General features: G+C 41.8%; 18 protein-coding genes and 1 pseudogene. 6 read left to right on the top strand and 13 right to left on the bottom strand.

Annotation, left to right across the window (positions count from 1 at the left end):
• Window positions 1–30: 30 nt before the first annotated feature.
• The 7 genes from C1I38_RS04485 to C1I38_RS04515 form a co-directional block, all read right to left on the bottom strand.
• Window positions 31–1,638 (bottom strand): hypothetical protein, encoded by a 1,608-nt coding sequence (locus C1I38_RS04485; protein WP_119776144.1) that lies wholly within the window; start codon window positions 1,636–1,638, stop codon window positions 31–33.
• Window positions 1,635–2,666, bottom strand: a complete 1,032-nt coding sequence (locus tag C1I38_RS04490) for a hypothetical protein (protein WP_119776142.1) — start codon at window positions 2,664–2,666, stop codon at window positions 1,635–1,637. The genes C1I38_RS04485 and C1I38_RS04490 overlap by 4 nt, the downstream gene beginning before the upstream one ends.
• A gap of 196 nt (window positions 2,667–2,862) precedes the next feature.
• Window positions 2,863–5,466, bottom strand: a complete 2,604-nt coding sequence (locus C1I38_RS04495; protein WP_119776141.1) for a DEAD/DEAH box helicase — start codon at window positions 5,464–5,466, stop codon at window positions 2,863–2,865.
• Window positions 5,467–5,593: 127 nt separating this feature from the next.
• Window positions 5,594–6,004 (bottom strand): (deoxy)nucleoside triphosphate pyrophosphohydrolase, encoded by a 411-nt coding sequence (locus C1I38_RS04500; RefSeq protein ID WP_243103722.1) that lies wholly within the window; start codon window positions 6,002–6,004, stop codon window positions 5,594–5,596.
• A 1-nt stretch (window position 6,005) separates the two neighbouring features.
• Window positions 6,006–9,143 (bottom strand): DEAD/DEAH box helicase, encoded by a 3,138-nt coding sequence (locus tag C1I38_RS04505; RefSeq protein ID WP_119776139.1) that lies wholly within the window; start codon window positions 9,141–9,143, stop codon window positions 6,006–6,008.
• A gap of 57 nt (window positions 9,144–9,200) precedes the next feature.
• Window positions 9,201–9,947, bottom strand: coding sequence for an NERD domain-containing protein (locus C1I38_RS04510; protein WP_119776138.1), 747 nt, complete (start codon window positions 9,945–9,947; stop codon window positions 9,201–9,203).
• Between the two features lie 224 nt (window positions 9,948–10,171).
• On the bottom strand, window positions 10,172–10,375 hold the full coding sequence (locus C1I38_RS04515) for a helix-turn-helix transcriptional regulator (protein ID WP_199698289.1): 204 nt from the start codon (window positions 10,373–10,375) through the stop codon (window positions 10,172–10,174).
• Window positions 10,376–10,523: 148 nt separating this feature from the next.
• Here C1I38_RS04515 and C1I38_RS04520 point away from each other — a divergent pair, with 148 nt between their 5' ends.
• The gene (locus tag C1I38_RS04520; RefSeq protein WP_119776135.1) at window positions 10,524–10,787 is read left to right on the top strand and encodes a hypothetical protein; all 264 of its coding nucleotides are present in this window, start codon (window positions 10,524–10,526) and stop codon (window positions 10,785–10,787) included.
• Here C1I38_RS04520 and C1I38_RS04525 read toward each other — a convergent pair.
• On the bottom strand, window positions 10,773–11,003 hold the full coding sequence (locus tag C1I38_RS04525; protein ID WP_119776133.1) for a helix-turn-helix transcriptional regulator: 231 nt from the start codon (window positions 11,001–11,003) through the stop codon (window positions 10,773–10,775). The genes C1I38_RS04520 and C1I38_RS04525 overlap by 15 nt on opposite strands.
• 181 nt (window positions 11,004–11,184) lie before the next feature.
• On the opposite strand from C1I38_RS04525, the gene C1I38_RS04530 reads away from it, so the two are divergent.
• From C1I38_RS04530 to C1I38_RS04540, 3 genes and pseudogenes are all read left to right on the top strand, one after another.
• Entirely contained in the window at window positions 11,185–11,700 is a 516-nt protein-coding gene (locus C1I38_RS04530) for an SLOG family protein (protein WP_243103721.1), read from the top strand.
• A gap of 217 nt (window positions 11,701–11,917) precedes the next feature.
• A complete protein-coding gene (locus C1I38_RS04535) occupies window positions 11,918–12,853 on the top strand; it encodes an NAD(P)/FAD-dependent oxidoreductase (protein WP_119776131.1) in 936 nt (311 codons plus the stop codon).
• 441 nt (window positions 12,854–13,294) lie between these two features.
• Window positions 13,295–13,411 (top strand): annotated as a pseudogene (locus tag C1I38_RS04540) (DUF3102 domain-containing protein); the annotation flags it as partial.
• A gap of 591 nt (window positions 13,412–14,002) precedes the next feature.
• Here C1I38_RS04540 and C1I38_RS04550 read toward each other — a convergent pair.
• The gene (locus C1I38_RS04550) at window positions 14,003–14,722 is read right to left on the bottom strand and encodes a hypothetical protein (RefSeq protein WP_119776129.1); all 720 of its coding nucleotides are present in this window, start codon (window positions 14,720–14,722) and stop codon (window positions 14,003–14,005) included.
• Window positions 14,723–15,387: 665 nt separating this feature from the next.
• Here C1I38_RS04550 and helD point away from each other — a divergent pair.
• Window positions 15,388–17,649, top strand: a complete 2,262-nt coding sequence (helD, locus tag C1I38_RS04555; RefSeq protein ID WP_119776127.1) for an RNA polymerase recycling motor HelD — start codon at window positions 15,388–15,390, stop codon at window positions 17,647–17,649.
• A gap of 8 nt (window positions 17,650–17,657) precedes the next feature.
• Here helD and C1I38_RS04560 read toward each other — a convergent pair whose 3' ends face one another.
• From C1I38_RS04560 to C1I38_RS04570, 3 genes are all read right to left on the bottom strand, one after another.
• Window positions 17,658–19,166, bottom strand: coding sequence for a cell wall-binding repeat-containing protein (locus C1I38_RS04560; RefSeq protein WP_119776126.1), 1,509 nt, complete (start codon window positions 19,164–19,166; stop codon window positions 17,658–17,660).
• 148 nt (window positions 19,167–19,314) lie between these two features.
• Window positions 19,315–20,265, bottom strand: a complete 951-nt coding sequence (msrB, locus tag C1I38_RS04565) for a peptide-methionine (R)-S-oxide reductase MsrB (protein ID WP_119776124.1) — start codon at window positions 20,263–20,265, stop codon at window positions 19,315–19,317.
• A gap of 409 nt (window positions 20,266–20,674) precedes the next feature.
• Complete coding sequence (locus C1I38_RS04570; protein ID WP_243109289.1) at window positions 20,675–22,219, bottom strand: cell wall-binding repeat-containing protein; 1,545 nt, start codon at window positions 22,217–22,219, stop codon at window positions 20,675–20,677.
• Between the two features lie 9 nt (window positions 22,220–22,228).
• Between C1I38_RS04570 and C1I38_RS14245 the strand changes: the two genes are divergently transcribed.
• A complete protein-coding gene (locus tag C1I38_RS14245) occupies window positions 22,229–22,693 on the top strand; it encodes a hypothetical protein (protein ID WP_243103719.1) in 465 nt (154 codons plus the stop codon).
• 151 nt (window positions 22,694–22,844) lie between these two features.
• Here the strand turns inward: C1I38_RS14245 and C1I38_RS04575 are convergent, their stop codons facing one another.
• Window positions 22,845–23,405, bottom strand: a complete 561-nt coding sequence (locus tag C1I38_RS04575; RefSeq protein ID WP_119776122.1) for a hypothetical protein — start codon at window positions 23,403–23,405, stop codon at window positions 22,845–22,847.
• Window positions 23,406–23,529: the final 124 nt, after the last annotated feature.

Consider the following 23,529-nt stretch of genomic DNA (forward strand, 5'->3'; position numbering starts at 1 on the left):
TATTCTTCATCAAAATTACTGATGCCCAATTCACCTTAACAATACTGACATTTCATTTGCAGCAGTTAAAAATCTTTCAACATATTCCGTTGTAAGAATTTTGTTTGTAACATGCCCACTAAAATCAATACTGTGAACTTCTAGATTGTTTACATATTTATTTTCTTCTTCTTCTTTTAATGTGGTGGTAAGTATTATCTGATTGGTCAATTCAGACAACTTTTGTAGTGCTTTCTTCTCTCGTTCTGAAGACAAGTCTTCTGCTCTAAAAGAATCTACAATAATAGGAAATCCATGTTGAAGAATCTTTTCAAAAGCATACATACGGGCTAAATGAAATTCTGTAGCTTCACTGCCTGAATAAATCTTATCTCTTGAGGTAAATATATCGCTGTATGCGTTCTCATTTGCAATATCAACAGCTTTATAAAATTCATTCATCGACTCTACAACATTAGTCAACAGGTTTTCGCACTTTCTTTCTCCATAATCAACAAGAGCCTCTTTCTTTTCCAATTGTTCACCTAATTTTTGTAATTCCAAATCTATCTCACTTACTCGCTGATCTGCATTCTTCGCACTTTCCAATTCCTGTCGTACTACCAACAATGCCTCTATAGAAATATCATCAACTTGCAGAGAAGAGTCCAACTCTCTCTGACAAATAATAATTTCCTTATTTAGTCGATCAATCTCTTCATTATATATATCAATTTTTTCCTGTACAGCATCTAATATTTGTTTTCTCATTGTAGATGTAGAAATATCAAAAGAGAATTCAGAATCTGCACTTTCATATGCTATATGTTTTGAACCGCAATCCAAACAAGCAATTTGCCCTGTTTTCATCGTTCTATTCAATGAACGGAGTTCCTTTTGTGTTAATTCATTTTTAGTTCGTCTTGAGACAGCATTAGCTCTTGCTTTCTTGAGCGCAAGTAGCTTATCTTTTACCCTCTCCATTTCTTTAAACGTATTTTCAAGTGCAATTTTGTCATTAGTTGCACTCAAATATTCAAAAGCCGTATTATGCTCTTTTAGAATCTTGTTTTCCTTTAGCAAAATCCCCTTCTCAGCCTTTAAATCCTTAATTTTAATTTTTATATTATCTACATCTTCAACAGAAGCGTTACAATTATTTATTCCAGCCATGGCATACAGAAGTGAATAAAAATCATTTTTTCTGTACCAGCCTTTATTAACAATATCTGAAGTTGTCTTCTTATCCTGACCAACGAAAAATAATTGTACTAATAATTCCGGATCAACAATTCTCAAAACACTATCCTTTTCTATTACAGGCAACGTTTGAATATTTTTATTCCAATATCGTTTAAACTCAGCCGTATTATCAAAAACTGCGTACTCTTCACCTTTTTTAATTACAAAATTTTTTGCTCTTCTACAGATTTTTACTAACTCCTCATTATGTTCAACATACAAGATGTGAAAATATTTTTCATAAGCAAATGAGGTAGGAAAAGCCGGTATATTACCCAAACAATACATAATTGACTGAATTACTATTGTCTTACCCTTGTTATTATCATCACTAAAAATGATATTTAACCCACTGTTAAAGTTTTCAAAAGCATATGCTTCATCCGTATTTCCAATAAAAATTGCTCTAACTATCATAATTCGATACCATCCTTAATCAACGATATAAAATATTTTAGTGAAAGAGTTTCAAAATCCATACATCTTTTTGAAATATTCTTATCCAATTTTCTGTATAACTCATTAATATCATCTGACGGATTATTAATAATAACGTTGTATATATTCTCAAAAAGCTTCCAGAAATCTTCCTGACAATTACTGTTAAATAGCGCTCTGGATAAATCTAGCTGACAATCCTCTAACATATTCTTTCTTTTCTCTTCTGGAAACTGGATGTAAGTATTTATAAATGAACGCGGCACATTTGAACCAATTACATTTTGATTCAATATTCTATTGAGCACCAAAAGGCGAATCTCTGTGGTAGTCAAATGTCTTCCATAATTTAATGCCTCATCCGGAGCTACTACTGTAACCCCCTCTACGACACTGATATTCTTCTTTCCAGCCTGTACATCTCTTATCTCATTAAAAATGGCTATCAGCGTCTCCTCCTTTGGAATTATCCCCGAGTTTAATTTTATTATCTTTTTGACATAGTCTGCCTTGCTCTGATCATCTATTACAAAATGTACTTTTTTCAAAAACTTGTCTATTTTTTCTTCGCTGATATCCTCATTCGCAATATAGGTTTTCCTCTTGCATTCCTCTATTAACCCATTTTTTAGGTTTGCCAACGCAGTTTCTTTTACATTAGAAATAGTGAATTTTGATAATTTATCATCAACTCTAACTGTATTTGATACCCCTCCCAAGAAAAGGATATAGTTATCAAACTCAAATTCACTAATATAATTTTTATACAACGTAACCAATTCAGCACCGATAGCATGAGGAGAAGACTGCTTATCACCCTTTGACTGCAAGTCCCAAAGCTTATCTGACATTTTTGACATGCCTGTTAGATCATTGAAAAAATCAACTACAAAATAATGAATTTCATCACTATCATCCCTGAAATTCATTAAATACAATAATGATTTCGTTTCCGTATCAGCAGCTGAAGGTCTCAGACGCTCAGATGACTTAACTACATAAGCCATAAAGAATCTCCTCCTGTTTATTTACATTTTAAGGTTATCTATTCTTCTATCTCTGTCTAGTTCTATATAGACTTCTTAAAACTTCATAGTAATATCTTATCTCTGTTTCTATAATGTTTATCTTTCTGTTTCTTAGATTGAACTAACGATCCCTTTTAATCAAGCGAAAACAATCTTTCTATAATTACAAAATAAATTATTTTGAAGCTTTTATTTCACTTAAAGGATTGTCCGTTAGTTTCTGCCCTATATCCTGATAGGATAGTCTTTCCTCAGTTAAAATTAAACAAATTTGTTCCCTGGAAAACAGAGTGGAACCATGGTCTTTTACTAGTAGACTTCTTATTTTTCTTAAAAGTTGTGTAGTTAGTGATCCTAATAGACGTATTTCTTCAACATTTTTATGAAAAAGATCTCTAGATTGTGGTATGGCATCTTCGTGTATCTTATCTTTAGGACTAATAATAATTACAGTAATTTGTGTGTCACTTTTGATATCTCTCTTTTCTTTAATCCAATTAATATGACCAGATGCCTGACGACAATTATCTATAGAAATCGGGGCATCCTTTTTTTCTTCAGTTTTTGCTTCAAATCCATAAATTATATTATCTAGTTGCCAAATCCCGTCAGGAGTCCCATCCCCTTTAGGCTTAGTTGAGTCAAATCCGAGGTATTTTCCTAACAATTCTAATCCTTTTTCAAAAATTTTAGCATCATCATTATTTAGCGATTCCAGAAATTCTGTCATTTGCTTCTCAAATTTTACGCCCAGTATTCCGAGCTCGGAAACTATATTTTCAATATTCTCTGCTTGAATAGCTAAATAACGATCTGACTTTAGTAAATCGTCTTTAGTTGGAACGTGGCTTACTAGGTTTGTCAACCATGTCATTGCACTAGAAATACTAAGCGCAGAGGTATAATATTCCCTCGCTAACCTTTCATCAATATTAATTTTACCATTAGCAAGATAAGCACAATTTCCAGCTAAATAAAACCACCATGCCCGGTATCCGGCGATTTCTTTGCCTCCACTTAATGAATCAATTATAGCTTTGGCCTTTTCAAGAGCTCTTTCTAATTCATTTTTCCAGAGTGCATATGTAAAATCGACTTCATTACTAACACTTGATGTTAATTTAATGGTTTCTTTTCTCACTACTTTATCGTATTCATCTCTTATACCATTAATTGCATCATTAATAGCCGAGAAATATTCCTTATTATTTATAAAGTTATACATAAAATCAACCATTTGTTCAGCTGAATCCATTTTTTCAGAATTAGTTAAACCAAATTCAATTTCTGCTTGAATCTCCGAATGAAAGGCTTCAATATTTTCCTTTTTTGCACAAAATTTAACAAGGTCAGGATCTATCATCAGGACATTAGCAAAATCATCGCTCGATCTTGTACATCTACCTAATGCCTGAGTAATGCGAGTCTTAACTAATTCATTTAAAATGGAATTTGCCCCCAACCTATTCCATAAAAATCCTTCTTGAAGGTTTGTCGCTTGAGGCATCCCAAATATAATAAGTAATCGGCAAATATCTCCTGATAAGTCTATACCATCGTATCTATTGGTTAATATTAAAACTACTTTTTCGTTATGTAAAAAAGTTTCTAAACTGTCTTCAATGTCCCTTGATTCCAATATCTGATATTCTGGTAAGGCTGCATTAACTAAATCTTTAAAAACTTGGGCTCTGCTATTATCAGGACATAATACTAATGCCTTTTTTTGTTTTGATATTGCATTAATAGCAATAAGAATTGCTTGATTTGAAGTAAATTTTAAATTAGGAAATAGGATGAGTCTTCTTCCATTACTGTATTTTTCCCATCCTTTTGGAATAGGTATTTTTTTAAGCTCCCTTATTCCTGTAATTCGCTCAAGTTCACCTCCATCTCCAAGTGTTGCTGACATAAATACTCTTTGGGAAGCATTTTTAAAAGCATAATGTGTTAACGTAGGAGGTATTAATGGGCGGATATTAATCTCTCCCCAGGAGAAAAACATTTGACAAGCTTCGATGTTATTACAGATCATAGACCAAGCATATTTAGCATTCCCACAATCTTCTACGTTTGCTTCTATCAAAGAGATGAGGTCAACTTTTTTAAACAAAAACTTAGGATAAGGAATTAGATCGTAGATAGGGATGTAATGGTCGTAATCATCATGCATAATCCGATTATAATGATAATCTGAAATATCATCTTCAAATAGTTTAATTATGTTCTCAAATAAGTTTTTATTGTCCTTTCGTTTAATATTTAAAGTCCATAATGAAGAAATATAATTTTCTGCTGAATGTGCATCATCGAAGATAATTGTATTAGCATCATCCAATCTTGGGTTTGTATTAAAAATTGCACTATAAGTTGTTATAGCTATTGCTCTTCCTCTTAAATAATTACCATAATCACTTTCAGAGTAATGTGCCTGTGGTCCTATCAGTAAACATGCAGATATTCCATATTCCTTAGCTTTAATAAAAACTTGATTCGCCAACTGTCTTGTTGGGCATAGGTATAGTACTCTATTTTCTTTGCACCTTCTTCTATACTCGGCGATTAATAATCCAACTAATGTCTTTCCTGTACCTGTTGGCAACTCAAGAGCTATATTTTCTTTATCGCGATTATTGGAATAATAATCTCTTAAAATATCAGCTTGTTGAGACCAAAGCCCTTTTACACTTGGTATTTGTAATTCATGAAATATAGATTCTGGATCTTTTTCAATTATTTTTATTTTTTTGGGTGTAACAAATTTAAACGATTCACTCATATAAATACCCCTCAAATTTTTTAAAGAAATTTTATTAACAGATTAATAAAATAATAAACTTTCCATTTTAGACATAATGCCCTCTTCAAGAATGAAATCTTACTAGAATCTCAAAAGCATAATCATTTCATAATCTCCTCAACCTCTCCGCCACCTCAACATCCGCCGGACAAAACTCATACAGTCCCAATTCCTCCGCCCTCACCCATCGTATATCCCAGTGAACTATTCTTTGCAGCTCCCCCTCAATAATCCGGCTCTCAAAGAAAGTAAAGCACATCTCTTTCTCCCCATACGTATACCGACTCTCCGCAAACACCTCACCAACCTGAATCGTAATACCGAGTTCCTCCTGACATTCCCGAACCAGACATTCCTCCAAGCTCTCCCCAATCTCCTGCTTCCCTCCTGGAAATTCCCAAAGCAGCGGACAGCTGCCCGTATTGTCACGCTGACAAATTAAAATCTTATCATCCTGTCTCAAGATCGCTGCGGTGACTTGCGTTATTTTTTTCTGATCCATCATTTCATCCATCATCTCAACCCACAATCAATTTATTCGTCTTATTAATGAACTTCGCCGGGATCGGCTCATGAAGCCGCCAGATAATATTCATCGGCCTGCTTCCCTCATGTTTGACATAATCAGCTAACCCGAGAAACGTATAGGGCGCTGCTCCTATGGCATCCGCTTTATATTCCCGTACAAATAGCAGTACTTTGTTGCCATTTTCTTGATGATGGATATAACGCTGACCCGTCGTCGACTCTTCCGATGTCGTGCTCTGGCTCTGCCAGTGGAACAATCGGTCATTGATCGAATAATCATGATACAGGGTGGTCGGTGAGTAGTCCTTATCCGATTTATTGAGGGTAATAAAGAAAATATCCGCTCTCTTATCCGGTAAGTACTTGACTCCCTCGCGAACGGTCGCCGGTTTCAGGAAATCGTAAGCCACCATGATTTGATCCCGGGTATAGGTACAGTGCAAATCTAATGGACAGTCAAATCCCAGGTTCACCGGCCTATCCAGAAAATCAATCTTGTCATAGTTGTAGCGCAAGATCTCCAATAACTCCTCAAACAATACCGGATTACTTTTCAAGAGCAATAGACCCTCATTGAGAGATGAAAACCCGCAATCTTCCACTGATTTCTGCCAGACTGTAAAATGGAACATCTGCAGCATCCGCTTCTCTAAATCCGAGAAGTCCGCTTCATCAAATACTTCCATCTCCGGCAGTACCTCGAGCAGAAATCGAATCCACCTTCGGGAATCCATGGCGCAGATCCGGCCGAATGCTTTGGTCAATATATTTTCCTGTTCCTCTTCAAAATCATCCCGAACCCCTGCCATCACACAGAGCCGGGAAAAAGACCCTCTCGCATAAAGCGTTTTAATACCGATATGCGCATGCTCCAAGAAATTAGCCAGGTTTAATTCTACGCCGGTATCTTCCGTAAAACTGGCCAGTCGCGTAATCATCCCTATATTCTTATTACCGTAAGAACTGCGAATATTGTCCAGGATATATTCCCTTGCCTTGCGTTCCAGCTGAATAAAACAGCCTTTGGGCAAAGAGGTAAACCCTTCCTTGACTTCACGCTGGATATTTCGGGTCGTGTTACCTAAGAGCGCGGCAAATTTCTCTTCAAAATTGTATTTCTTATTGGCAAGACCTATAAAATCGAGAACGGTCAGACAGTCCTTATTCTCAGCCAGTCGCAAACCCCTCCCAAGCTGCTGCAGGAAAATGGTGAGACTCTCCGTTGGGCGCAAGAAAAGAACCGTATTAATCTCGGGAATGTCGACCCCTTCGTTATATAAATCCACGACAAAGATAAACCGTATTTCGCCGCTAACTAATTTCTTTTTAGCGGTGTTCCGTTCTTCATCACTGGAATCCGAGATCAATGAAATCGAGGGAATATGGGAACGGTTAAAACTATCTGCCATATACGCAGCATGTTCCTTCGAGACACAAAAGCCTAACCCCTTCACGTCTTCCAAATCCGTGACATATTTGATCAGGGCTTTCAGGATCATCATGGTGCGGATATCGTTACCGGTATAAATCTTAGAAAGTTCACTTTTCTCATACCCGCCCCGAGTCCATTTCAGGCTTTCTAAATCAACCGTATCTGTCACCCCAAAATATTGAAAAGGAGATAAGAGTTTGCGTTCAATCGCTTCCGGCAGACGGATTTCAGCGGCAATTCTCCGGTCGAAATAAGCCAGAATATCCTTCCCGTCCATACGTTCCGGCGTTGCCGTCAGCCCGAGTAAGATCTGCGGCCGGTAATAGGACATCAATTGGTGATAGCTTGGCGCCGCAGCATGGTGGAACTCGTCGACAATTACATAATCATAAAAATCCGCTGACGTGTGTTCGGTCAGTTCTTTGGAATTCAGCGTTTGAATCGAAATAAATAGGTGATCGATTTTCGTTGGCTGGTAACCGCCAACAAACAGTTCGCCGAAATTCGGATCTTTTAAGACGCCCCGGAAACAAGCCATGCTCTGTTTTAAAATTTCCTCCCGGTGCGCGACGAATAACAGGCGGCAGGGTTTTCCTTTGTTCTCCTTACGAAACCGCAGGTAATCAAAGGCCGAGATGACTGTTTTTCCAGTTCCGGTCGCTGCTACGATTAGATTACGGTAATGTCCGCGAACACTTCTTTCCACCACGAGCTTATCCAGAATTTCCTGCTGAAAAGAAAAAGGTGTCAAATCAAAGTAATAAGAAACCACGTCCTCTTTTTCCTGATAACGCTCTTGCTTCAATGCCTTGGTCAGACGGGATTTCTGATCTGGGCTGTACGTTTCAAACTCCCGCGCATACCAATAGCTCTCAAAGGTCGCTTCAATCTTTGTGATCGTATCGGGCATATCTTTGGCGGTTGCTTTCACATTCCATTCCAGACCGCTGGAAAGGGCGGCATTGGAAAGATTAGATGAACCGATATAGGCTGTGGTGAAGCCCGTCTGGCGGTAAAAGACATACGTTTTCGCATGTAGCCGGGTCCGCTTGGTATCGTATGATATTTTTATCTCGGTGTTTGGTAATTCCGCAAGTTCGGCGATCGCTTTTATATCAGTCGCCCCCATATAAGAAGTCGTAATGACTCTAAGCTTGCCACCGCTTTGCGCGAATTGTTTTATTTCCTCTATAAGCAAACGAAGCCCGCTCCATTTAATAAAGGAAACGAGCATATCGATTCGGTCACAGGATAGAATTTCCCTTTTTAGTTCGGAATACATGCTAGGTTCCCGGACTGAACCAGTAAATAAGGAGCTAGCGGCGAGAGACGTAACAGGGCGCACGAACTCTGTCTTGTCATTCAAAGCAAATGCGCTGTTTTCTTTATCGAATAAAGCGAATAGCTGTTCAGCCTTTTCATCGACTGATAACGCAGCGAGACTTTCTTGGGCAGTATGATCAGATACAAGCGCAACAATATGATTGACCAGCGCCACTTGGTCTCTAATACTGCCGCCATTATCTTTGACATTGGACAGAACGGCTTCCAGGACTTCAGCCAGGTATTTGGAAAGTATTCTTGGGGCTTCTTCCTGATCGATTGGCAATGCCTGAATGACCTTTCCCATGGATGTCGAAAGTTCTTGACGAAGAAGTTTGTTGATCAGTTGTTCATAGAGACCGGGCTTTAGCATGGGTTGTCTCCTGTATGGTGATACATTGTCACTTAGCTAAGTATATAAGCACGCTCATCAAACCGTAAACTTACACTTCGGATAATTGCTGCATCCTTTAAACGTTCCATTCTTCCCTTTGCGAATGACCAGTTCCCCGCCACACCTTGGGCAGGTATTGGCAGCGATCATCTGAGCTTTTGTGATTTGAGTATTCTTAATTTCATTGACATGCTGCGATCGAATATCTTTATCCTTAAGGTTTAACGCTTGCAATCTGTTATAGATTGTTTCCACTTGTTCATTGTTGATCGTTTCCGTACTGTATTTCTTTATTGTTTTTAGCAGTTTAACAGAATAGATAAGATCTGCCTCAGTTTTGACTTTGAGATCGGCCTTAACCGAGAAAACGACAATGGGAATATAATTGATGCTGTCATACGCGTGTAAATTCTCTTTTAATGCCTGGATATGGCCATAATTTTGTCTTAGTGGATTATAAAGTTTTTCCTTCCGCTTATAAATCACCTGGGTCCAATATTCGGCATGCTCATCTCCGACAATCCAACCCTTAAAGTTTTTGGTTTCAATCACAAATACCCCAAAATTGGACACAATCACGTGATCAATCTGGGACGTCTTCCCTGAATGATTAAGCATCAGATCATTAATAATTTTGTACTTATTGGCATCTAGTCTGGATAAGATGACCGATATGGTTTTCTCTCCAAGTATCCCTTTGATCTTAGGCCTAAATAATCGGTAAACAAAGACGAGAATAATAAATAACCATAGGTACCAGAAATTGATAAAGATTGAGGCCATGCTTTTCTCCTAATTATCGACTTCATTTTCTATCTAGTTTGGTTAAATTCACCATATGAGATATAATTCTCCTTATTCCCTTCAGTTCCTGTTTATTTTTCCCATTAAAATAAAAAAGTTTATGACACCTGACGTAATTAAGGGAAAAGATATAATTTGTCTTTTCCAATTAAAAATAGCCGTACACTTAATGTATACGGCTACACCTTTTCGTCCTTTTCAATTTAATCGGCTATGTATTCTATTAAGTCTCCCGGTTGACAGTTCAAAACCGCACATAGCTTATCTATGACTTCAAGCGATACATATTTATTTGTATTAAGCCGTGCTATCGTTGCCTTTGATACCTTAGCTAATTCCATAAGTTCGCCTTTTTTCAGGTTTCTATCGATTAATAATTTTAACAAAGGCTTATAGCTTATCATAATAATAACCACCTCTCAGTGAACCTTATCAAAATTATACAGTAAATTGTTTACCCTAGTAAACAAAAGTTTAATATGTATATTGAATCGTATGGTTTAATATGTTATACTTAGGTATAACATATTAAACTTTTCTGTGAGGTGATAAATTATGTCTATCATTGACCTCATCAATAATCACGAAGAAAACGTTAATGAATTGATCAGAAATAACAACGAGTACCATAAGTATTTGGATAAGAGCAAAGAATCATGGAACAAATTAATAAAAACAGGCATAAGTGATGGGCAAAGAGTTTTAGTCGAAAACATTGAAGCAACATCAGGATGTATCGGATCAATTACGTCTGAAATCTGTTATCAGAAAGGCTTCAGGGATGCAATGAAACTCATCATTGAGTCACTTGTTTATTGAAGTTTCCGCCTTGTTATCCGGCACATATTCCAACAAATCTTCGATCCTGCATTGAAACACATCACAAATTTGATTAATCTGGTCAATCTCAATTCGCTTTGTCTCTTCATAGTACATCTTGGATATGGTCGCCGGCCTGATGCCAGTAAGCGATGCTAATGTCTTCTGATTCATTTTATGTTTTCCGAGCAGTTCGGATAGTTTGATTCTGACCATGCGGAACTCACTCCACTCTATCGACATTCTCTATTTGGCTTGATTGTATCAATAAGCGTAATAAAATCATATAATTCGAAAATAATATAACCTTTATCGTAATTTTATATACCTTAGGAGTAATTATTATGATATAATTACTCCTAAGGTTATTTTATTTCTGTATCAGTAAACATAGGGAGTGATTCTTCTGATCAAAATACCAAGAACCTGCGGCTTCACCGGCTATCGTCCATCTAAGCTCCCTTTCCCCAACAATGAAAAGCATCCCGCCTGCCTGCGCTTAAAAGCGTTAATTCGCGACGCTGTCGAAGCAGCCATTCATGACGGCTACACCCACTTCATCTGTGGCTTTGCTCTGGGTTCGGATACTTATTTCGCCGAAGCGGTTCTAGTATTACGTACGCTTTATCCACAAATCACCCTGGAGGCAGCCCTGGCTTGCGAAGCTCAGGCTGAAAACTGGACACAAAAAGACCGGGACAAGTTCTATGACCTCTTATCCCAGTGCGATATCGAGACCTATATCAGCCGTAAGTATTATCCGCGCTGTTATCTGGACCGGAATCGCTATATCGTCGACCACTCGCGGCGGCTGATCGCGGTGTTCGACGGGAAACTTGGAGGAACGATGTATACCGTGAACCGGGCCCAAGCGAAGAAGATCGAATTGGTCATCATTGATCCGAATTCCTAGGTAACACTTAAGCTGGACAAAGCATATATTGTCCGCTTTTTAATTTGCCATTTATATCACCGAATATATCGCCAGTTTTCTTGATAAATTCTTCTTGAAATTATAATTGCTGTCAAGGAAAGAACGAAATCTTGATCACTTTAAAATTCTGGGCAAAGAAGGTTAATGGATTACTTTAGTGAATTTAATATTAGAATCCATTTTTTGGAGGTAAAAAATGTTTATTGAGAAATATGATATCATTATTATCGGAGCTGGGCCGGCAGGGCTGATTTGTGGCAGGACTTTGGCATTAGCTCATAAAAAATGCTTGATTCTGGAAAAAAAGCTTAATTTGCACGGGAAGGTATGCGGAGATGGAATCTCCAGCAGATGTGTCAAGGTGTTGGAAGCATTGAATATTTCACCGGAACTGTTAATTCGAGCAGGGGGTCATCCTGTACACTACAATATAGCGATACATCCAAACACGATCCATAAGTCAAAAGATCAGGAAAACGAGGCAAGTACTGAATATGGTATTGGGTTATCCAGAGATACGCTAGCCGATATTTTACTGGAGCAAGCTGTAAAGGCAGGATGTGAAATCAGATTCGGTGCAGATGGCATGGAAATCAGTCACACAGACGACGGGTATTTTTGGGGTAATGCTTGGGGACGGGATATTGTTATTGCGGCAGGAGCTGCTGCTGGATATAAAATTCATCGCCTAATGGGTAAAGGGAGTCATAACCTTAAATATTTACCCGCTGGAATATCCAGCAGGGTTGTTGCCAATACGGATTTGTCGGACGATGCCTTTTATTTTGTATTTGATTCAGAGGAGCAATTTGCAGGGTACTCCTGGGCATTTCCGCTTGGGAACCGCTTATGGAATATTGGTTCTTGGAGCAATGAAAAGGCAGTCAATTTAAAAGCCCAATATAGCACTTTTATGAAAGGTTTTGTGGCACAAAATTTTAACATCTTGTCTTATGACAGGGTTGCAAAAGGTGGGATCATTGGTGCGGTCCCCCCCAATTTGGAGATCGAAGTCAATGATCTATGCATTGGAGATTGTGCTTTTTGTACCGATTTCATAACTGGAGAAGGAATATCTTATGCGATGATTTCAGGATATAAACGAGCCATCGACCTGCTTCAACAGGATTGATGACGGGTTAAGGGCTATTGCACAACAAACTGACTAGTTCTTATTTATATACCTGATCAACGTTCGGCAATACATATATAAAAGGAAATAGACCGCCAATCTGCAATGTATAACGGTCTATTCCGTGTACAAAAGCCGACCGCCCTTAAAGCGGCTGTTGTGGGGAATCATATCTTCAGCATGATTCCTCTTTGGTTATCCATACCAAGAAATCCAAGGGTTGTTCAGATGAATCCACTCGAAAATAAGCAGGAATCCAGCTGTTCTAGGCAGCCGGATTCCTGCTTATGATTGATACAACTACCAATGACTTCTATGACCCAATATTATTATATGATTTGTCTATCATAAAGTGTTCAAATTTTATATAGGGTGAGCTCTTTGCCTTTAAGGTTACAAACCTTTTGTCACGCTTGTCAGGCTTATCCCATATGATGTCAACAGCTCGTCTCATCCGAAGATGACGGCAGTCCAAATTCGCCGGCGATGGCGAATTTGAACTACACCCAGGCCCTCATCCTTCTCGGGCTTCCGGAGGAGGAACGGAATGAGTTTATCGATTGGCCTTCCATCCGTGTAAAATTTTGAGTCGGTCAATATCTTCGTAATGCCCAAAGACTTGGCATACTCAAGGGCCATTTCAAGCATTTGGGTTGCATAGGATTATTCTTCCTTATAGAATTTTTTTGTCCATTCGTTGCGAAGTGTAAGATTGCAAAAAGATGCTGCAAGTTATGTGCAGCATCTTTTCTGTCAATATATGGTTTATTATGGTAATTTATGTTATAATAACCCTGCAACAGATGGCGTGAAGGGCGGTCGGCATTCCCTCCGGAAAGGAGGTGATGCCATGGAAGTATATCAAACACTCACACTGATGATATCCTTCGGAACATTGGTGGTTTTGATACTTTCTTTCCACAAACGGAAATAGACCGCCCCAACTCACATGGATAACGGTCTATCCGTATTCATCTGCCGACCGCCCCTAAGGCGGCTGTTGCGGGGAATCATGTTACTGCATGATTCCTCTTTGGTTATATTATATACCATATTGAAGTTAAAATACATAGTCATATGTTAAATTTTGTTAAAACATACTTATACGGTACTTGTACTTGTGCTTTTCCTTTGCCAGAATTTCATAAGTCATGATGCTTCCTCCCCCAACGCTTCCCGCGCTTTAGCGGAATAATAATTCTTTATCTTCCACGCTGCCGCTTTTTGCAAATACGGCGCTGCCAGTTCCTGCTTGCCGGCTTTCAGATAAGCCAGACCGATAAAGTAATTGTTTTCTACTTCTAGAATAAAAGCATCATAGATCAGTGTCGTTTCTCTCAAACTGAGGACAGTCTTTTTTTTGCTTTGCGGCGGCTGATAGTTTCGGACGTATTCTAGCGCCGCTTGGAAATCTCCGCGGCAGCTTTCACGCAAAGCCAGAAGGGGCTGTAATTCATTGTTATCATAAAGTTCTCGAGCCTTATCCAGCATCTCGCCGGCGTTTTCCAATTCTTGTTCTAACAGCAGCAAATTGATTGCATAAAGGCAGTGATAACAATACAAAAGTTTGTTGTCCTTGATGTCTTCCAGTTTGATTTCATCCAATACGGCGAGGGAACGGTGCAAATCCCCAGCGCGGTTATGACAGTTGGCAATATTATATACCATGGGGTTTTTTAATTTGGGGTTGCGCTTGTAAGCCGAGGTGTTCATCGTCTTTTTCATTTTTTCAATTGCCTGTGCATAGTCCCCTTTTGCCATAAGCTGCAGAGGGTTCATAAAAGAATAGAGCCGCAGCAGGGTCAAACCTATGAATATGACCAGGAAGACACAAAGATAAATATAGACAAAATCAAGAAGATGACTCATGCTTCCTCCCTCCAATCATGTAACTCTTTCCTATATTATACCCGAAGATTATGATAAGTTGGTAAGATGCTCAAAGAAATAAGCACCTGTCATAAACAGATGCCGCTCGCAATACCCACCCCTTCAGCCCACCAACAATCACTCTAGTGACCCAACTTGCATTTCCATTATACCAAGTTGGAAATAATATACGACGATTTATCATATGGATTATTTTACCATTCTATGTTATAATAACCCTGCAACAGATGGCGTGCAGGGCGGTCGGCATTCCCTCCGGAGAGGAGGTGATGCCATGGAAGTATATCAAACATTAACACTGATGATATCCTTTGGGACATTGGTGGTTTTGATACTTTCGTTCAATAAAAAGAAATAGACCGCCCCTTCACAGTGGTTGACGGTCATTTCCGTTATCCATTAACCGACCGCCCTTAAAGCGGCTGTTGTGAGGAATCGTGTCTTCAGCATGATTCCTCTTTGCTTATATTATATACCATATTTAAGTTAAAATACATAGTTATATGTAAAATTTTGTTAACCGCAGGCTCCTCTCTACATTAATTATACCAAAAATATTTCTCTAATCATATTCTTATAATTATCCTATATTTTGTGTAAGATAGAACTTATCAAACTTAAGCCAAACTTAGGGGGGTAAACTTTTGGAACGGGACCGCCTTGATCAAGATTTTGAAATCAGACGCCTGGAGCAGGTGATGGCTCTCGCCCGGGAACAATTAGACTGTGCGCTGCAAGAGAGCGAAGAAAATAAAGAGGCCATTATTGCCGCTAAATTAGGTATGTGGGAAGATACTTCCCGCTCCGTCTCCGGTCTTTGGAATATGGAGAATTTTCATGAGCTTGTCGAGTCGAGTCAGTACGCCAATCCAGTGTTGGAACGGGTGTCGGATTCTGAACGTAATGCCGCTAAGATCCTGGCTTTAAAAAGATTGCTCTATTCCCCCTACTTTGCGCGGATCGATTTTCAGTTCGAGGGCGAGGAAGCCTTTGAGAATATTTATATCGGGCGGTCTTCGCTGCAAAACGGCCTAACCCAGGAAATGGTTGTGTATGACTGGAGATCTCCCATCGCCAGTGTTTTTTACCGCTTTGGCCCGGGGAAAGCGTTCTATGAGTCTCCCGGCGGTAAAATAACGGGAGAGGTCCATTTAAAACGCCAATACGAGATCAAGGATGGCAAACTGCAATATTTCTTCGATGCCGATATTCAAATCATTGACGAATTCCTGCGCGAACTGCTTTCCCGGAATGCTTCCCCTAAAATGAAAACCATCGTTGAAACCATCCAGAAAGATCAGGACATGGTGATCCGCGATCTGGAAATGGATTTGCTGATGGTCCAGGGAGCTGCGGGAAGCGGCAAAACTTCGGTGGCGCTGCACCGCGCGGCTTATCTGATGTACCAGGGGCTGGCGGCCAAGCTGGCTTCCAATGAGATTGTGATTATTTCTCCCAACGCCTTGTTTGAACAGTACATCGCCAATGTTTTGCCTGAGCTGGGCGAAAAGCATGTCCAATCGCTGGTCTTTGAAGAAATATTCGGCAAAGTTTTGCAGAGTGGTTCTATCCAAAGCAGGAATCAATATTGGGAAGGCCTGTTCTCCCCCGGCCAAAATGACCGAGCGCTTAGTTATAACGACATGAAGCTCGCCAAACGCAGCATGGCCTTTAAAGGCTCCGGCCTGTTTGCTGAAATTTTAAGACGTTTCATTCGAGACTTGCCTTATCGCTGGCTGCCGTTTACTGATATTTATTATGACGGAAAGGTCGTCGCCAGCCGGCAATTGCTGAAAACGAAGATCCTGAAGGGCGGTCAGGAATTCCTGCTAAGTGTGCATTTAAAGCAATTGGAAGCATCGATTCTGCAAATCGTCCGCGAACTGCGTCCCAGCCGTCTGGAAAAGTTGGAAAAGTTTATTCGGGCCAAGCCCGAGCATGAATTTGAATGGGAAGAAGTAGCCCGGCGGTTATCCATTCTGGAAAGCGCCGCCTTGCTGAAGAAGATACGAAAGTTTACCGAGCTGGATTGTCAGGAGCTTTACCGGAAGCTGTTCAGCGATAAAAGCTATTTTTATCATTTAGCCGAAGGTCTGGAGCTGCCTGATTGTATGGAAGAGATTTTGGATTATACCAGGGAAAACCTGCAAAAGGACGGTTTGCTTTATGATGACGCCCTGGCCCTTACTTTTCTCCATATCCATACCAAAGGATATACGGCTTACCGCGATATCAAGCAGGTAGTGGTCGATGAAGCCCAGGATTATGATCCCCTGCATTTCGAAATACTTCACGGTCTGTTTCCCAAAGCGCATTATACCATCCTGGGCGATATTCATCAGACCATAGGGAAACGTGTTGATTCAGCCCGCTATGAACAGATTAGCAAGATATTCGCTAAGCCTAAATCGACGCTGGTGACTTTGGACAAAAGCTTCCGCTCCACCAAGGAGATCTTGGCGTACAGCGCCAGGTTTCTTGACCAAAGCATTAAGCTTCATCCTTTCGGGAGATCGGGAGATGCGCCTGCCGTGTTTGCGGCGCCGGACCGGGCGGCTCTGACTGCTCTCCTGCTTGCGGAAATTAAAACCTGCCGGGAAATGGGTTACGAATCCATCGGGTTAATCTGTAAAACGGAACACGACGCCCTTGCCTTATTTGAGCAGCTCAAGGACCAAAGCGATCTTCAGCTGCTAAAAGGTGATGTTCAATTTAATTTAAGCGGCGTATTCCTGATCCCGGTCTATCTGGCCAAAGGCCTGGAATTTGACGCCGTACTGATCTGCGAGGCCGATCAGGCGCATTATCACAGCGCTGATGATCAAAACCTTTTATATATTGCCTGTACGCGGGCGCTGCATCGATTGAACCTGTTTTATACCGGGGAGATCAGCCGGCTTTTATAATAAGACAATTAAATTCGTTCAAAAGCACTGATAAATCCGCCCATGATCGCATCTGCTAATTGATCATTCATGCTAATCGTCCAGCTATTATTATTCTTCACTAGATTCACTTCAATTGTGGTCGTTGTTGTCTGGTCCTCGTTTGCAATGGCGTCAAATAAGAGTTGCATGATCACTTTTTCTGCTTCTTCATCACTCAATTGTTCCGCTTCAGGCAGCAACGCCTGTTCAACCCCAAATCGGACAACGGCATCGATATAAGCATCCAGGACGGCCGCGAAATCGGTATTGCTAATTTCTGCCGTAACGGTCGCCGTATCACCGTTAATTTCTGAAGATACGATGTTGTAATCAAGTTTTGCAAAAAGCAAGGCAATATCTTCATCTGTGATCGTTATATCGGCAGTCTCATCATAATCATTGAAATGATCATAGCTGAAATACCGGTCAGCTGTATCCTGATCCATCACTTTGATAGCATCCAAAGCGTTGGCAAATGCTTCCCCGGGCTGCTCCAGAATAATACAAGAATATATCTGGTTTAACGCAAGCGGTTTCACAACACTGGTACCACCGACAGAATAGATTTTATTGATTTGCCCTACTTTACCTGTTAAAAAGGTTTGTACGGAAAGGTCAATGCCGTTGCCAACAAGCAGAATAGCTTTCCCCTGCTTGGCTGCTAACGCGGAACCTGCTAAAGCATCGGGAAAGTTGGTCCCTGTAGCAACAAAGATTGTATCCGTAGCTTGGCCAAGGCCTGTGATCAAGTTGATCGCTGTTTCATATCGATTATTTCCGCCATAACGGGTTGGATTCGGAAGTCCGAATTCCACTTGCGCACTGATGACGCTGGTCCCGCCGGTAATAATCGTATCGGATATTTGCAGATCTGTTAACACATCAGCCGTCGCATCAGGCAGCGTATTGGTTTCTGTCAGTAAAATGGGCACTCCGTTTTGCGCTGCCCAGGAAGAGACCGCCAAAGCATCAGGGAAATTCTGGGCATATGCGATGACAGCCTTATTCGTCCTGAGTTTTTGATTCTCTTGCAGATACTTGGCGATATTCGCCGAAGTCTCATAACGATTATCGCCTGCGATACGATGAACCGTATATTCAGCGGACAGACCTTCTTCAATGGCTGTAGATACAGCACCGGTACCGCCAAGGATAAAGACCGTTTGCGCTTGGAGACGTTCCAGTTCAGTTGCTGTATCGGGCGTTAAGGTTTTGCTGTTCGTTAAAAGAATCGGAGCATCATAAGCTGCCGCCAGTACAGCGCCGGCTAAAGCGTCCGGAAAATTATTATCACGAACCAGGATAACGGCATTTGAACCTGAAGGCCATCCTTCCTTCGAGATCTCAATCGCAGTTAATGTCCTGTTATCCCCAGCAAGTCTTTTACTTTCTACCGCCTGAACAGCGTAAGCTTGTAAAGGTATTGCGGCAATTGTGATTGTGATAACCAGTGCAATAGACAGCAAAAATTTCAGCCAATTTTTTCGAAACTTCATTCTTCTTCCTCCAATTTAAAAATGTTTAAGGCAAAAATAAACTACAAGAAGAATTATAGATTGAATCAAGTATTATTTCCTTCTGAAATTACTGGTAAAATGTACTGCAGAGGATAATCACTTGATAGATATTCATCATAGCAATCTATTACTTCACGCGTCCAATTAAATTTCCGTATCCTTCCCGCTCCATATCTTCTTTGGGCACAAACCGCAGTGAGGCGCTGTTGATACAGTACCTCAGACCGCCGGATTGCCTTGGCCCATCAGCAAACACGTGCCCCAGATGGGCATTACCGGCACGGCTCCTGACCTCGGTCCGCAGCATGCTATGGGAAGTATCGGTCTTCTCCCTGACCACATTCGGATCGATAGGCCTGGTAAAGCTCGGCCAGCCGCAGCCTGATTCAAATTTATCCGAGGAGGCAAAAAGCGGCTCACCTGTCGTAATATCCACATAAATACCCGGCCGGAAAGTGTCCCAGAACGCGTTATGAAACGGCGGCTCGGTGGCATTATTCTGCGTCACTTCGTACTGCGTTCCGGTCAGGGTTTGGCGCAGCCTGCCAGGATCCGGCGCCTGATAATCAGCTGGGTTGATAATGGCCCCTGCCACCTTCGTGAATTGATCCTTGCCGATGTGACAATAGCCATCCGGGTTTTTGTCCAGATATTTTTGGTGGTACGCTTCCGCCGGACAGAAGTTCTCGATTGCTTTTACCTCGATCACGACAGGTTTATCGTAGTTTTTTTGCAGCTTGGCCAGGGACCGTTCTATCACCGGCAGATCATTAATATCCGCAAAATAAATCCCGGTACGGTATTGCGTCCCCTTGTCGCCGCCCTGCCGGTTAAGTGAGACCGGATCAATCGCCTGATAATATAATTCCAGCAAGAATTCCAGCGGCACAATCTCCGGATCATAGTCTACATAGACCGTCTCGGCATGTCCGCTGCCACGCTGACACACATCCTCATAGGTCGGGTTCGCGGTCTTGCCATTGGCATAGCCCACTTGCGTGGTACGGACCCCGCGAATAGACGCAATATATTTTTCCATACCCCAAAAACATCCGCCTGCAAGATAAATCTCGGACATAACAGACCTCCATGATATCAGAATGGCTTAATTCTATTATTTAGGGATGATGAACCGAGCTCACCATCCCCTATTTTTATGATGCTAAGATTGATGATATTATATTCAATATAAAATTTTTATTGCCAAATCTTTTATTTCATGGTATTATTTAGTTTTACGAGGGGAGGTGTGCGTTTGAACAAGAAACAAATTAATATCATTGAAGAAATTCTTGAATCAGTTGGGCTTGAATCTTTAAAAGCTTCTGAGCCAAAGAATGTCCTCAAAAAAATCTCCTAAAAAGGGGCGTGATGAAAAATGATGCTAATTTCATACAGTCAAACCTTAAGTGAGTAAAAACGAGTTCCTAATGAAAAATGTAGGAACTCGTTTTTTTATTGATATGCATGATCAGCGATCTCCCAGGTTAACGGGCAGGCGGGCCGATACCGATAACGGTTGCGTCGTTGGTGACTCCGGCGGGAAACCTGGCTTGGTTCGGATCATTTTTTTCCGCCAGGACAACCGGGCAATTGTCCTGAGCAGCCAGCGGTGCAACCATCAGGGCCCCGGCCAAAGCGTAGCCGTCAGCAAAGTAAACCTTGCTGGTCTTAAGCCCCATCTTCTCGTTAAAATCCCGGTTGGTTACGTAGCGATCCTGGCCGGACATACGGCGGAATCCCTCTGTATCCTGGACTCTGGATGTGCCGCCCAAGATAACCAAATTGTTGGCGTCTAGTCCGGCCTTGAGTAAACTCCAAGCTTCGGGATGATAGACGCCGGCTCCGTCTGCTATGCGGATAAGCCACCCGTTGGCCGCCGCGTAGGGCCCGGCGCTCACGGCGTCAGCCAGAGCATCAAAACCTACAAGGAATATCCCATGTGGATCAGCAATTTCGTCTCCTACCAGGTTCGCGGTTTCCGCGCGCCCTTTCCCCTGTAACACTTTTGCTTCGAGACCGGGGATGGCTGCCTTCAATTTCTCCGACACGACATCCGCTTGAAAGCCGATGCAGTAGGCTCTTTTTGCTCCCAGCCTTTTTATCTCACCAATCACTTCGGCTGTCGGGACGCCGCCTTCCACCATAAGGATCGGTGCCTGCTCCTGGCCGGCCAAGGGTGCTGCTGCCAGGGCGTCGATCAAATGGTTGTTTTCTCCGGGGACGACAACCACTGAATCAGCCTTTAGCCATCCTTCTTGGGACACTTTTACCGAGGTAGCCGGCGTACTGCCCCCGTTAATAGTTCTGTCCGCAGTGATTCCACTCGCCGGCATGGCCGGCTCGGAAACTTTCAGCCGTACAACGGCGATGATATTGGAAAGCTCCCGCCCGGCGGGCGTTATGGTCCTGCCGCCCAGCCACAGGGCGCTGGAGGCGCCGCCGTCTAAATTCATGGCGTCTGTCAGGTTATACGCTCGGGCAACCTGGGCCAGATTTTTGATCGTAAGACCCGGCGTGGTACCGAAAACCAATTGTTTGTCGGCCGTCAGCCCGATGAACGAACGATTGCCGGCAGCCGTGGTGAGTTTCGGGTCGTTCCAGCCCTCGCCGGCCGGATCGGCAGTCACCTGTCCATCCAAGACGAGGCTCGGGCCGCAGCCGGTGATGTTGGTCAAATTGATCCAGTCGGCCGTATCATCCGTATTGGTGCGGCTATTCCATACTTGCCGCACAAAATCAATCGTCGATCCAACATGGAATAGCTGGCGGTAGGCACTGCTAGTCGGCATCAGCAATAAAAATCCATCAGCCGGAATGGCCGTATTGCCCTGGCTGATAGCTGTAACCGTACCTTTCTGCAGAACTTTCGCACCGCCCGCTGTATAAACGCTACCCGTCACATCTTTAACATTGCGTACCACCACACAGACCATATCTGTGTCCCCGGTTTCCGTACCGTAATCCGGGGTGATGATCGCCTCGCGATAACCCGTGTAGCCGGCTGGCCTGATGACGTTCCAGTTACGCAAGTAAAAGAGTTGTTTATAGAGATAATTGCCGCCGGCAACGTCAACATAAACGTACTGCCTGAAAGCCACCCTGTCGAGCTGCGCTTCGCCGGCGCTGCCGAAACCGATCATGCTGCTGGTTTCATAGTGCATCGTCGCCCCGTTATGTACCAACGTTCCATTTATGGGCTTCTTGCCTTCATTGTAGGCCTCAAAGAACGCGCCGTTGACTGCCGCCAACACCTCATACTTGTTTTGGTCTATGCTGCCGATGATCTGCTCGAAGGGCTTAACATCGCCGACTTTGCCTGCCGGCACAGAAAGCACACGGATATTGGGATCATTCAGATCGGCGCGCACCGCCTTAATGGTGGCGGATTGACCGGCAATACTGACGGACTTGTCGGCGCTCACCACCGGGCTTGCGTCGGCCCAGGCCGTCGGCGCCTGCCAACACACCAGCACCAGCGCCAGCGTCAAAATAACAACCCATAGTCTCTTTGCCAATCCCTGTTCTCCTCTCAGATTTACTAGGATTCTTTGCGCTGATTTTATAAAATACTCCGGATAAGCTGTCCTGAGAGCATGCCTGGTTTCAAGGCATAATTATGATGGTTCCCGACCGTAGCTTTGACAACGGGGGTATCTATCCATTATAGAGTGTCATTTGCTCCAAGGCTGTATCCGTGATAACTTCGCTCTTCTTGGATGACAGACTTAAGAATAATCGGTTTATTTCTTCCCCGCAAGCAGCTGCCAATTTCTCAACCGCAGTGATTTCACTGATCATATAAAATTTTTTGTGCGGAGTATAATAAAGTAAAACCTTTTTATTCTGCTTCGTAAGATTGATAATGTTGTTTAAGGTCCCTTTACTTTTTCCATTCCATATCATAAATCCATAATCGGCATTTTCGGCCATTGTCTTATCTTTAGCTGCATAAAAGTCGAAACCTTTGACTTTATCTGGGACCTTAACGCCTTGAATCGGCCAATCTCCTACGTTATTTCTGGCTTTACCCTGACTGGCATAAACAAATACATCTCTGTAGCGATGTTCGAAAAAAAACTGTTGGATTGCTCGATCCATACCATTTGCATCACCAACCAAGACGGTGTCATTCTGTTTCATTATTTTTTTGAGCCCTTCATCAACATTTCTATCGATAACCTTCAGGGCTCTAGGCCCGCCTATAAAAATTTTCACGGAATTCACCCCTTGGTTTTTGTCATTGCCAGAACATAAATATGATTAATATTTTTTTTGAAGAGGGTACCGGTAAAATCGCATTTACTGACTTAATCACACTCCAAGTATCCAGGAAAGGAAT

This window comes from Dehalobacter sp. 12DCB1 (assembly GCF_004343605.1).
In the GTDB taxonomy this organism is placed as follows: domain Bacteria; phylum Bacillota; class Desulfitobacteriia; order Desulfitobacteriales; family Syntrophobotulaceae; genus Dehalobacter.

Excerpts from the sequence above, each read along its gene's own strand:
- C1I38_RS04485 (WP_119776144.1), bottom strand. The coding sequence starts at position 1,638 with ATGATAGTTAGAGCAATTTTTATTGGAAATACGGATGAAGCATATGCT.
- C1I38_RS04490 (WP_119776142.1), bottom strand. The coding sequence starts at position 2,666 with ATGGCTTATGTAGTTAAGTCATCTGAGCGTCTGAGACCTTCAGCTGCT.
- C1I38_RS04495 (WP_119776141.1), bottom strand. The coding sequence starts at position 5,466 with ATGAGTGAATCGTTTAAATTTGTTACACCCAAAAAAATAAAAATAATT.
- C1I38_RS04500 (WP_243103722.1), bottom strand. The coding sequence starts at position 6,004 with ATGATGGATGAAATGATGGATCAGAAAAAAATAACGCAAGTCACCGCA.
- C1I38_RS04505 (WP_119776139.1), bottom strand. The coding sequence starts at position 9,143 with ATGCTAAAGCCCGGTCTCTATGAACAACTGATCAACAAACTTCTTCGT.
- C1I38_RS04510 (WP_119776138.1), bottom strand. The coding sequence starts at position 9,947 with ATGGCCTCAATCTTTATCAATTTCTGGTACCTATGGTTATTTATTATT.
- C1I38_RS04520 (WP_119776135.1), top strand. The coding sequence starts at position 10,524 with ATGTCTATCATTGACCTCATCAATAATCACGAAGAAAACGTTAATGAA.
- C1I38_RS04525 (WP_119776133.1), bottom strand. The coding sequence starts at position 11,003 with ATGGTCAGAATCAAACTATCCGAACTGCTCGGAAAACATAAAATGAAT.
- C1I38_RS04535 (WP_119776131.1), top strand. The coding sequence starts at position 11,918 with ATGTTTATTGAGAAATATGATATCATTATTATCGGAGCTGGGCCGGCA.
- C1I38_RS04550 (WP_119776129.1), bottom strand. The coding sequence starts at position 14,722 with ATGAGTCATCTTCTTGATTTTGTCTATATTTATCTTTGTGTCTTCCTG.
- C1I38_RS04560 (WP_119776126.1), bottom strand. The coding sequence starts at position 19,166 with ATGAAGTTTCGAAAAAATTGGCTGAAATTTTTGCTGTCTATTGCACTG.
- msrB (WP_119776124.1), bottom strand. The coding sequence starts at position 20,265 with ATGTCCGAGATTTATCTTGCAGGCGGATGTTTTTGGGGTATGGAAAAA.